This window comes from Bilophila wadsworthia ATCC 49260 (genome assembly GCF_000701705.1).
GTDB classification, from domain to species: Bacteria; Desulfobacterota; Desulfovibrionia; order Desulfovibrionales; family Desulfovibrionaceae; genus Bilophila; species Bilophila wadsworthia.
The window spans coordinates 35,124-47,085 of sequence record NZ_JNJP01000005.1; the positions used below are offsets into that span (position 1 = coordinate 35,124).

Here is an 11,962-nt window from a genome sequence, read left to right on the forward strand (position 1 = left end):
GCATCCCCTACGCCGAGCCGCAGGGTATGCCGTACTTCTTGAGCTTGGCGTACAGGGTGGAGCGCTTCATCCTGAGCAGGGTTTCCGCGCCGCTGGGACCGCGCACGCGGCCTTCGGTGCGCTCCATGATGTGGCGCAGATAGCGCTCCTCAAGCTCGGAGAGCGTCGGGACGTCCGCAACGGTTTCGAGAAATGGGGAAGGGCGATCTGCGGGCTGATGCGCTGCGGGCGAAGCCCCGAGCACGAAGTCGAGCTGCCCGGCATTGTTCAGAATAACCGCCCGTTCAATCTCATTTTTGAGTTCGCGCACATTGCCGGGCCAGTCGTATTCGCACAGGCGGCGCTGCTGTTCCGGGGAGAGCGGCAGGGGGTGCTTGTCGTGGCGCCGGGCGAAGTGCTCGATGAAGGCCTGTACCAGGCCGGGGATGTCCTGCTTGCGTTCGCGCAGGGGCGGGATGGTCAGGGGGACGACGGAGATGCGGTACAGCAGGTCTTCGCGGAATCGCCCTTCCCTGACTTCTTTCCACAGATCGCGGTTGGTCGCGGCCACGAGCCGGAACCGGGAAAGGATCTCCCGAGTGCCCCCCAGACGCATGAAGCGCTGATCCTGCAGGACGCGCAGAAGCTTGGTTTGAATGAGCGGCGGGATCTCGCCCACTTCGTCGATGAAGAGCGTGCCTTGGTCGGCGAGTTCGAAGAGGCCGATCTTCTGCCGGATGGCCCCGGTGAACGCGCCGCGCTCATAGCCGAAAAATTCGCTCTCGAAAAGGGATTCCGGCATACTCGCCGGGTGCACCACCACGAACGGCCCGCTCCGCAGGCTGATCTGATGGATGTTCCGGGCCATGATTTCCTTGCCCACGCCGGTTTCGCCGAGGATGAGCACGGGCGCGTCGGTTATGCCCACCCGCAGGGCTTGTTCGAGGGAGGCCCGCAGGCCCTCGCCGACGACCGGGATCATGTCGCCGTCTTTCTGTCGGGTAATGGCAAGGAGGCGATCCTGTTGCTGGCTGGCTTCTTCGGTACGGACGAGCTCAAGCCGCAGGCCGGACCGGACCTCAGCCGCGAACAGCCGGGCGAGATCGCGGAGCAGGGCCGGGGAGAGGCGTTGGAACATGCCGCTGGTGAAGGCGCTGTCCATATAGAGGAGCCACGGGTAGGGCTCGCCGACGTCGAGCGCGAGGCACAGCCGCTGGTGTTCACTGTGGGTGGAGGCGGCATTGCGGAGGATGCTTTCCAGCCACTCCATACAGCTCCGCATCCCGTCGCTTTCCAGCTCCATGCGGGTGAGGTTGACCGAGGCCACGAACTCCGGCCTGCCGTCGTCGGTGGGGCGGAACAGCGCGGCGCGCTCGGACTGGAGCTCCTGCTGCGCGATGTCGAGCAGGTGCTGGAACAGCTCGTCGCTCCGATAGGAGGTCGGTTCGCGGTTGAAGGCGGCGTGGCAGCGGTCGAGAAGGATGCGGCCCGGCGTGTCCTCGGCTTCCGGCTCGGGTGCGGGGACGAGGGCTGGGAACGCCTCCCCGGTCGCCGCGATGGCGGCGGTGCGGTAGGAGGCGTTTTCGTCGAGCGGGTGCCCGATGATCTCGGCGACGGACTTGCGCTGCTGGTGGGCTTCACGGTGCTGGCCCATCGCTTCAAGCATGTTGGCGAGTTCGTGATGGGTGAGCACGAGTTCGCGGGGATCTCCGGTGGGTTCCAGTTCGCGCAGGCTGTCGTGAAGGAGGGAGACGACTTCTTCGGCGGGTGCGCCCCGCCCTCGGAGGCGCAGGGCATGGACCCGCAGCGCCGTGCCCCGGAGCTGGCGGTTGGGCTGGCGGAGGAAGGTTTCGATCGTGGCTTCCACCTCGTAACGCGGGATGGGCGGGTAGCCCCGTTGCTCGAAGACGTAGAGGAGATCCAGCACGAGAGGATCGAGGAAAGGCGAATGGGGGACCCCGCGCGCGGCGGCGCGCAGGGTTTCGTTGCGGAGGACGCGGTAGGCGGCGTCGGTGCGGCCCGAAAGATGGTGGTAGACGGCGAGGGCGCGCACGGCGCTGGAAGCGACCTTATGGTTTTGCTCGGGAGGAACGCAGTTGAGGAGGTAGTCGATTTTGACAATCGCTTCGTCCAGGGCGCCTTTACGGAGGAGCAGGAAGCACAGGTGGGCGATCCAGAGCACGGCGACGAGGCGTTCCCCGGCGAGTTCGGCGGTCTGGCGCGCGGATTCGATGATGCCGGTGGCGAGAGGGTACTCGCGCAAGTACATGGCGGCCTGGCTGGCGCAGAAGGAAAGGGGCTCGAAAAAACGTTTGTACCACCAGTGATCCTGCGCGGGGCGGCGCGCATAACACTGCAGGGTTTCACGGAAATGGCCCTTGAGGAAGTTCTCGATGCCTTCAAAGACCGGGATGCGATCCTGCATGTCCTGTTCCTTGAAATGGCGCATCTTTTCCGAACCGTGGAAAAAGCGGTCCGTGAGCGGCGGCTCTCCGCCCGAGAACAATTGCAGGTAATGCCGGAAGATCCAGATCATGGGCATGAAGCGTTCGCTGCCGTTGCGGGCCGAAAGCTCGTAGGCGAGCGGGGAGAGTTCCGTGGCGAGCTGGAGGTAGTGGTGTGAGAAAATACACATGCTCTGGACCACGAGTACGAGTTCGGCGTACCGCCAGCTTTTCTGGCCTGCATCGTCCATATGCGCGCGCCCCCAGCGGAGCAGGAACTGCACGACCATTTCGAAACAGGCGAATACGGCAGGTTCGTTGTCCTTGAGGCGGTCGTCGATGAAGCGGACCACGATTTCGCAGTCTTCCAGTGTGGCGTCTCCGCCGAGTACGCCCATGTGATAGGGGACGCCCGTATCCGGACAGGCGCTGCACAGGGTCTCGGCCATGTCTTCCAGCAGATCCGGCTCGATGCGGGTGATGGCCCATGCCGGGGCTCCGGAACCGCCGTCAGGGGAGCCCTCTGCGGGAGCGGCGGCGACATGCTTCTGAAGGGAGAGTTCCCTCAGCGCGGAGCGGACACGGATTTCGGGCAATCCGGTGATGGAGGCGAGTTCCCGTTCGTGGAGCGGGCGTGCGGAAAGCTGGAGGGCGAGCAGGAGCGAAGCGTGAGGGACACTGGAGGCGAGGGTGGGCATGGCGCGGACTCCTTGGGGGGGCGTCCTGTTTTTTAGACGCATCCTGATTTCTGGACGCTGTTCATCCCGTTTTCTAGACGAGTGATAGTTCGCATTTTATCATACTGTCAAGAACTTCTTGAAAAACGCTCGATTGCATGACTTGAGCCTTTTGGCATCCCCCTTGCTCTTTTAAACGCATGTACCCGCTGGAGGGTGCGCATTCCAATGCCTCAAGGAGGATGTCTTCATGCAATATGCCAGTGTGTTGTTGTTCAACGCCGTGGTCCTGACTCTTGATGGAAACGATGCCGTGGCTTCGGCCCTCGCGCTGGACGGCGACCGTATCCTTGCCGTCGGCGATCGGGACGGGCTCGCTCCGCTCATCGGGCCGGACACGGAATGCAGGGACATGGGGGGCGCTGCCGTGCTCCCCGGCTTTTACGACGCCCACGGGCATATTCTGATGGCCGCGCAAGGACGCGGGCGCGTAAACCTCAATTCGCCGCCTCTTGGGACCTGCCGGACGCTCGGCGACATCCTTGCCGCCATCCGGGCCCGTGCGGCGGAAACGCCCGAGGGCGAATGGGTGCTTGCCTGCGGCCTCGACGATACGCTGCTGACGGAAAAGCGGTTCCCCAGCCGTTGGGAACTGGATGAGGCGGCTCCGCACAATCCCGTGTTTGCACAGCACATTTCCAGCCATTTGTGCGCCCTGAACAGCGCGGCCCTGAAGCTGGCCGGGATTGACCGCCATACGCCGGACCCCGCCGGGGGCATCATCCGGCGCGATGCGGACGGCGAACCGGACGGCGTGCTTGAGGAAAGCCCGGTTTATGAAACCATCATGCCGCTGCTGCCCACGCAGACGCGGGAGCAGCGGATCGACGACCTTGCCGCCACCACGCGGGATTATGCCGCGCGGGGCATCACCACGGCGGTGGACGCGGCCTTGTTCTCCTACGACGACGCGGAGCTTTTGCGCACCGTACAGGAGCAGGGGCGCCTCGCGGTCCGGGTGCACGTCAATCCCTTTACGTCGCTTGATCCTGACGATCCGCGGCTGGCGTTCGATGGGAAGGATGTGACCATCGGCGGGGTCAAGCTGCTCGCGGACGGCTCTTTGCAGGGCTATACCGGCTACCTCACCAAACCCTACCACACCCCGTATCAGGGCGACCCCGAATGGCGGGGCTATCCCACGCACAGCCGCGAGAATCTGTTCGCGCTGATCGAAGCCGCGCATGGGCGTGGGCAGTTCCTCATCCATACCAACGGCGATGCCGCCACCGACGACGCCCTTGATGCTCTTGAAGCCGCGCAGGCCAAACATCCCCGCAAGGATTGCCGCCACATCCTGATCCATGCCCAGACGATCCGCGAGGAGCAGCTCGATCGCCTCGGAGCGGCGGGCTACACGCCTTCGTTCTTCACCGCCCATGTCTATTACTGGGGCGACCGCCACCGGGATCTGTTCCTTGGCCCGGAACGCGCCGCCCGGATGGACCCCATGCGCTCCGCGCTGGATCGCGGCCTCGTGATCACCGCGCACTGCGACTCCCCCATCGTCCCCGCCGATCCGTTGCTGTCCATTTGGGTCAGCGTCAACCGCCTGACATCCTCCGGTCAGGTACTTGGTCCGGATCAGCGCATTTCCGTGCTCGAAGCCTTGCGCGCCCATACCTTTAATCCCGCGTGGCAGAATTTCCAGGAAAACGACAAAGGCTCCATCGAGCCCGGCAAGCTGGCCGACCTTGTGGTCCTCGACGCCAATCCGCTGGAAGTCGATCCCGCCGATCTGCGCAACATTGGTATTCTGGAAACCATTGTAGGCGGGAAAACCGTGTATTCCGCCCGTGCCTGATTGACGCGCGGGCGTGCTCATCCGCCCGCGCCGTCTTCCTTCAACCGCGGGCTCCGCTCCCGCACGAACAAGAGGATCCGCCCATGTCCCAAGCCACCCAGACGACCCCGATTGGGGCTCCCGTGGAAGAACCGGCCGTTCCTGTCAGCCGCCCCCGTTTCATGTTCGCCTTTGTCGTCTTGTACATGCTGTTCCTGCTTGACTTCTCGGCGCGCCTCGGCGTGACTTCCGTGTTCCCCGCCATGCAGAAAGCCCTCGGGTTGACCGACTCCCAGATCGGCGTGGCCGGTTCCGCCGTGCTCTGCGGTATGACCCTGTTCGTGTTGCCGCTTTCCTTCATCGCGGACAAAACGTCCAAGAAAAAAGCCATCACCCTCATGTCCGGCCTGTGGGGAGTCGGCTGTCTGCTGTGCGGGCTCGTCTCGAACTTCTTCCTCATTCTGCTTGGCCGGTTCATGGTCGGCATGGGCAACGCCAGCTATGCTCCGGTGTCCGTATCCATGCTGACGAGCTGGACCAAGAAGTCCCGCTGGGGCTCGGTGATCGGGCTGTACAACTCCTCCATGTCCGTGGGACTCGCCGCTGGGACGGCCGTAGCGGGCATTCTGGCGCAGAGCATCGGCTGGCGCGCGCCGTTCATCGTGATGGGCGTGGTGACGCTGCTGTTCATGGTGCTTTCCATGGCTCTGCCGAAGACTTCGGCCAAGCCTGAAAACGCCAAAAAAGACGACGTGAGCCTGAAGGAAGCCTTTGGCGTTACCTTGAAGAACAAGACGCTCGTCATGCTCGGTATCGGCGTCGGCCTCGGCAACATGGTCTATTCCAGCATGGTGGCGTGGATTCCCATGTTCCTCGTCCGCGAAATGGGCTGGACCAGCGCGGAAGTGGGGGCGTACATGAGCCCGGTATACCTGTTCACCGGCATTGTGATCACGCCCTTGTCCGGGATCATTTCCGACCGTCTCGGCCGGTGGAGCCGCAAAACCCGTGCGTGGCTCGGCGTCCCCTGTTTCGTCCTGTTGGCGGCCTGTTTCGGCTTCGGGTTTATGCTGAAGAGCTTCCCCCTCATCGCGCTTGGGGTCATGCTCTTCCTCATCCCGGTTACCGGCATCCATATCGCTACGCAGGAGCTTGTTCCCGCCCGCTACAAGGCGTCGGCCTACGGGACCTATGTGACGTTCCTCCAGGGGCTCGGCTTCTTTGGCCCCATGCTGGTGGGTGCCCTGTCCGATGCGTTCGGCCTGAATATCGCCATTGTGTATGTGCAGTTCGTCTTTGTGCTTGGCGCGCTCATGCTCCTGTGCGCGGGCTTCACGTATCAGGGAGACTTCGACCGCGCCCGGGCGCTTGATAAGCGGTAATATCAGGAAGCAGAGGCCTTTTCTGTTCTTGCTTTTCGGATTTGGATAACGAAGCGGTATGACAGGCGTTCATGCCGCTTCGTTTTGGGTGGGCGGTACGGTGCCCGGCTATGCATGGGGCGAGGGAAAGGGGGAACGGGCCGCCGTGAGGTCGAAGAAGTTCAAAAGGGGACGGTTCCGTGACAGTGTATATCAATACCGCCGCATGTTTTTGTGCCCCTCCATTTTTCCGTTGTTATTGCTGGGCGGCGTTTTGGGCCGGGTGGATTTCGACAATACTGGCATCGGTCGTTGTTTATATGCCGAAACCTGTGGGTAGGTGGACAAGATGCACCACGCGAGCGTGGCAGTTCGGATGTGCGTGGCCTGAATGCGGCAGCGGTTCCGTAAAAAGTGAGTTTTATATTTGACAATAAATTTCAAAATCAATAAGCTCCGCCAAAAGAGAACGCTGCTGCGATGGCTTGCACATACGTTCATCTCACGGGGATTCTGGCTCTTCAGGAGGCCGAGTTGACTTTTTCGTATAAACGGTGCGCGCGGGTACTAACGCTGGTTGCCGTGTCCTTGCTTGGATTGGCGTTGCTTGTCCGGGCTCTCGTCGCCTTTATTGAGGCGTTGGCCGTGCTTCTCCTTGCCGTGGTCGTGGCGTCGTTGGCCCTGCCGAGGGGGATCAGCTGGTACTGGCGTCAAGCACGGCGGGAAATCCCGCGGTTGTTGCGCAACCTTGGGGACTTGTTGGATACTTCCGCGTCGGAACCGAAAGCGGCGGCTGACGGGCAGGCGAGAACGGAATGATCCGCAGGCTGCATCACCTGAGAAACGGGCAGAGTGGTTTTGTCGTTGCCATCGCCGCTGCGGGCGAACGTGCCCAGCGCCTCCGGGATATGGGGTTGCTTCCCGGTGTCGGGATTACGGTCATGGGCCGTTCTCCGATGGGGGATCTCTTGTCTCTCCGTGTAATGGGAACCACGCTGGCTTTACGTGTGGCCGACGCTGAGGACGTTACCGTCAGCACGGATGACTGACGTTGCCGAGGTGAATCCTCCTTTTTCCGGTGCCGTGGGAGTCTCTAACGACTTTCCGAGACGGTTTAATGGGCTCTCCAAGGCACCCCTTCCAGAGCGAAGCTCCCGATATGAACTTGAAAAGCGGAACCTCCACTGTTCCCCCGATATTGCTGCTACAGCGGCAAAACCGGGTAATCTCATTTACATTTTTGAATAGCTGTTTATAGTTGATTAAGATTTTTATTATCAATAATGAAGATCGGCAATCGGCCGATTCGCAATACAACCAGAGAGGAAGTTATGAACAATCGCTTCGGAACGACTTCGGACATGATCATTCAGACGGTGCAGGAAAAAGAAGGATGCGCTTGCCTCGCCATTGACGAAAAAGGACTGTACCTGACCTCGCCGGCGTATGTGGATCGGCCCCTTGCCGATCCGAACCGCTACGCCGGAAACCGTAAAGATGTGGCTGCCCGATTGAATGCATTGAGCCTTGATGCGGACAGCCTGCTTGAGCAGAACCGGCATCGAATCCCCAAAATTACAGGTGAATCCAAAAAGAAGGTCAACCCTCTTAAGGCATCCAAGCGCAGCATGAAAGGCTGATACGCGGGGTTCATCGGTCCTCATAGCAAAAGCGGAAGGGAAACCTTCCGCTTTTTTTATCAAAAATCGAAGAAGCGTACCATCTGAGGCTTCTGTCTCTGGAGCGGCGACGTGAATATATGGGAATGCCCGTTGAAGCCCACGCGTAAACCGTTTTGACCCATGCACGGAAAAGTTTGTATTATCGTATGCGGCATAGGAAATGGAACATGCTGACGAGACAGGCGAAAAAAAGGAAAAGAGTCGCCTCGGGAATTTCCTTATCAGAAAATCCCTTGTGAGAATCTTTACTAGGGAGGTGCAACAGGATAAGGAATCAGCAAGTGATATTGCCGCCCATTGGGATCGGAAGAAAACGGAAGGGTCCGGTTCCGCGTGGAAAAAGGTTCTTTTTAAGATGGGGAACCAATGGTGTATTTTCTATAATGGGCCATGCCGCGTTTTTGCTCTGAAAATGATTGTTGTGAAATAAGATATAGATATGCTTTTGAGTTGTTGGGAGTATGTCTCTCATGGGCTCAAAGCAGCATCCTGTGTTTTCAATTCCCCAACGGCCCATATCCGGTCTTGATGGTGGGATTGTGTGCTTGAATGCCATTGCCCTATGGCCAGCGCATTTGATGGTCCGGTTACGGCAACTGTTTTTAACGTATTACTTTAAGGATGTTTGAACCACCATGAAGTACGCTTGGACACTGGCGATATGTCTGGCGGTCCTGTGTCTTGCCGCCCCTTCCGAAGCCGCGCCACAGAAGGCGCTTCGGGATGCCCATGTGGATCTCGCATGTGCGGACTGCCACACCGGGCAGAAAAATCCAAAACAGGCCGGGGCGGTATCCTGTGCCAAATGCCATGATGCACCGGAGGTCGCCAAACGGACAGCCTCCCGTGGAAAGAAAAATCCTCATATTTCTCCGCACTGGGGAACGGAGGTTCCTTGTTGGGTCTGCCACAAGGAACACGCCGAAGATCAGAATTACTGCCTCATCTGCCATACGTGGTGATGCGGGGCCTCATTATACTGTACACGGAAACCTGATTTCCGTAAGAAATGGAACAACCCCGGAAGAGATCGCACGCGGCCTTGGTTGGCCGCCGCTGGTTTTCCCGGCGAAGATCTCCCATCCCCAAGCCTCTGGAGGATGCCTATGTCCAGCGCCCCGGCCTCGCAGCCCGCTACGCCCAATCCTGAAAAAGAAAGCGAACTGATTTACGGCCTCGAGTCCCATCCGCCTTTCGGCTCGTCCTTGCTGGCCGCCCTCCAGCACATTTTGGCCATGGTGCTCAGCGTCATGGCACCGCCCGCCATCGTCGCGGGCGCGTTGGGCGTCCCCCCGGAAGCCATCGCCTACCTTGTCAGCATGTCCCTGCTGTTCGCGGGCATCGGGATCTGGTTTCAGGTGTCCCGGCCCTTCGGTATCGGTTCCGGCATGTTGAGCATCCAGGCGACGAGCTTCGCGTTTCCCGGCACGCTCATTGCCGTGGGGGCCCTCCTCATGAAAGAGCAGGGCATGTCGTGGGAGCAGGCGCTATCAACTCTCTTCGGCGTATGTTTCATCGGCGGGTTTGTGGTCATGGCGGGGAGCCGTATCATGCCGTTCCTGCGCAAGATCATCACGCCCACCGTGGCTGGCATCACCGTTATGATGATCGGCGTCTCCCTCGTGCGCGTGGGAGCGATCGATCTCGCAGGGGGGTTCGCGGCCAAGGCCGATGGAACATTTGGGGACATCTCCAACTTGTTCCTTGGCACGCTGGTCATTCTCGCTATCGTTTGCGTCAACCGCAGCAAGAACCCGCTGTTGCGCATGAGCTCGCTCATCGTGGGCATCCTTGTCGGCTTCGCAGTGGCAATAGTAATGGGCAAGGTCAATTGGAACATCCTTTCCGAACAGCATACCTGGTTCATCATGCCCGTGCCGTTCAAGTTCGGCTTCTTCGGCTTTGACTTGCATTCATTCCTTGTCTTGAGTTTTCTTTTTCTTGTTGTGGTCATTGAGGCCATCGGCGACTTGACGGCCACCAGCGTCGTCTCTGAACAGCCCGTGCGTGGTCGCGTCTACCGTAGCCGTTTGGCGGGCGGCATCCTTTGCGACGGTATGATGACCTCCCTCGGGGCTATATTCGGTTGCTTCCCCGTGGCGACGTTCTCCCAGAACAACGGCGTCATCCAGCTCAGCGGCGTCGCCAGCCGCAAGGTGGGCAAATTCTGCGGCGTGCTGTTTATCCTGTTCGCTCTGTTTCCCATTATAGTGGTGTTTTTCCAGCTTCTGCCCCGCCCCGTACTCGGGGGCGCGCTGGTCGTCCTTTTTGGGACCATCGCCTGTTCGGGTATCCGCATCCTGTTGCAGCATGAAGTGAACCGACGTGAATCCATCATCATTGCCGTGTCCATCGGGGTGGGCCTCATGTCCATGACTACCCCGGAAGTTTTTGAACGCCTGCCGCGTTTCCTCAAGATATTCTTTGATTCCGCCATTGTTTCCGGCGGCGTCACCGCCATGATCGTCCATCAGATCCTCCCCAAGGGCATCTGCCCTTACGAGGGCGATGAGGACGATGAGGACTGTAACCCGCATTCCGAATTCCTTTTCAACAAGCACGAATGATCCCCTGTTCCGCTTCCGTTCGGTTTTGCGGACGGCGGAGGATGAGCTTGGGCAACACGAAAAAGACGAGGCTTTCCCCTCGTCTTTTTCGTTGTGGAAAACGGGGGGTTCCGCGAGGGAAGGTGCCACCTTCAGCAGCATCGGTGGCGTACTCTTTTTAAGATAATCCGCAACGTTTCAACATAAGAGCGAAAACGTTTTCGCACGGGGTCCCATGCCGTTTTCAGAGGGCATTTGCCCTCTGTACAGCCTTGGGTTCTCCTGTTAGAGCAAGAAAGGGTATTCTCTCACAATCGCTTTTTATCCGGCGTGTTCCGGAGGTCCGGACAGGCCGCGCGGGGCCTCTATGTTCGAATCCAGCTACCCCCTCGTGTTTTTGGCATGGTTTCTCGGCGGCTTCATCAACGGTGTCAGCGGGATGGGGGCAGCGATGGTCGCCTTGCCCATTGTGGCCTGTGTGCTGGAGATGAGCGAGGCCGTTCCGGCTACCTGCCTCGTAGCGGTGACCCTTGCGGTCTATGTGGCATGGATGTACCGCGCCCATTCGCGGGTGGCGCCGATCATTCCCATGCTGCTCGGATGCATCCCGGGGCTCATCATCGGCGTGTGCGTGCTTCGGGTGGTTCCGGGAATCTGGCTACAGGGCGGGCTTGGGGCTGCCTTGATCGTATATGTGGCGTGGCAACTCTTGCACCGAGCCGATACGGCGCACCCCGAGAGCATGCGGGGCTGCGCCGTATCGGGGTTCGCATCGGGGTTCGCCAACGCGGCGATCAGCTTCAGCGGGCCGCCAGTGGCGATCTATGCGCTCTACGTTGGCTGGGACAAGGACACTACTCGCGGGACGCTCAGCCTGTATTTTCTTGGCATCAGCATCTGCACCTGCATTGTTCAAGCCGCCGCCGGACTGTATACTCCCGTCGTGGTCAAGGCCGCACTTTGGGGGATGCCCGGCGCGTTGGTGGGGCTCGTCGTCTCCCTGCCCGTCGCCCGTTTCGTCCGGGAGAGCGTTTTCCAGGGCATCCTGCTCGTCATGATCGCCTTCGCCGGGAGCGTCTGTATTATCCGGGCTGTGGAGAGCCTCTTGTAATGGGGAAGTATCCCATAATAAGATGATTGGATTACAATAACAGCGCGCCAAGGAGCTTGGTGAAGGCAAAAAAACGGCCTCCTGCCCTTTGCCATTGTATTTGGATGCGGAGGAAGGATTGTGGCGAGAGTCCCTTCCGGCATGACCCGAGAGGGGGAGCACCCCGGCCTTGCTGCGGGCCTCTCTCATGTGCGCGGGAAAGATCCCACTTCGCCCGGAAGGCGTTCCGGAATAGGGCACGGTTATATATTTACAGCGTCTTTTGATTTGCGGGCAATGGGGTGTGGTCGGGCGACAGTAATCGCCAACAAACGAAGGC

At 60.0% G+C, this 11,962-nt stretch carries 9 protein-coding genes; 8 read left to right on the forward strand and 1 reads right to left on the reverse strand.

What is annotated here, in order from left to right; all coding sequences use genetic code 11:
• Window positions 1-7 precede the first annotated feature (7 nt).
• Window positions 8-3,121 (reverse strand): sigma-54 interaction domain-containing protein, encoded by a 3,114-nt coding sequence (locus tag T370_RS0103705; RefSeq protein ID WP_029434785.1) that lies wholly within the window; start codon window positions 3,119-3,121, stop codon window positions 8-10.
• Between the two features lie 229 nt (window positions 3,122-3,350).
• On the opposite strand from T370_RS0103705, the gene T370_RS0103710 reads away from it, so the two are divergent.
• From T370_RS0103710 to T370_RS0103745, 8 genes are all read left to right on the forward strand, one after another.
• Window positions 3,351-4,964 carry an amidohydrolase gene (locus T370_RS0103710; RefSeq protein WP_029434786.1) on the forward strand — a complete coding sequence of 538 codons (1,614 nt, stop codon included), beginning with the start codon at window positions 3,351-3,353 and terminating at the stop codon, window positions 4,962-4,964.
• A gap of 83 nt (window positions 4,965-5,047) precedes the next feature.
• Complete coding sequence (locus T370_RS0103715; RefSeq protein ID WP_029434787.1) at window positions 5,048-6,325, forward strand: MFS transporter; 1,278 nt, start codon at window positions 5,048-5,050, stop codon at window positions 6,323-6,325.
• Between the two features lie 513 nt (window positions 6,326-6,838).
• The gene (locus T370_RS0103720; RefSeq protein ID WP_156034323.1) at window positions 6,839-7,123 is read left to right on the forward strand and encodes a DUF8000 family membrane protein; all 285 of its coding nucleotides are present in this window, start codon (window positions 6,839-6,841) and stop codon (window positions 7,121-7,123) included.
• A complete protein-coding gene (locus tag T370_RS0103725) occupies window positions 7,120-7,353 on the forward strand; it encodes a FeoA family protein (RefSeq protein WP_029434789.1) in 234 nt (77 codons plus the stop codon). The genes T370_RS0103720 and T370_RS0103725 overlap by 4 nt, the downstream gene beginning before the upstream one ends.
• Before the next feature lie 282 nt (window positions 7,354-7,635).
• Entirely contained in the window at window positions 7,636-7,944 is a 309-nt protein-coding gene (locus T370_RS0103730) for a hypothetical protein (RefSeq protein WP_005024644.1), read from the forward strand.
• A gap of 677 nt (window positions 7,945-8,621) precedes the next feature.
• Entirely contained in the window at window positions 8,622-8,948 is a 327-nt protein-coding gene (locus tag T370_RS22605) for a cytochrome c3 family protein (RefSeq protein ID WP_034505687.1), read from the forward strand.
• Between the two features lie 144 nt (window positions 8,949-9,092).
• Window positions 9,093-10,553, forward strand: a complete 1,461-nt coding sequence (locus T370_RS0103740) for a uracil-xanthine permease family protein (protein ID WP_005024642.1) — start codon at window positions 9,093-9,095, stop codon at window positions 10,551-10,553.
• 346 nt (window positions 10,554-10,899) lie between these two features.
• Window positions 10,900-11,643, forward strand: a complete 744-nt coding sequence (locus tag T370_RS0103745; protein ID WP_029434791.1) for a sulfite exporter TauE/SafE family protein — start codon at window positions 10,900-10,902, stop codon at window positions 11,641-11,643.
• The last annotated feature ends 319 nt before the right edge of the window (window positions 11,644-11,962 follow it).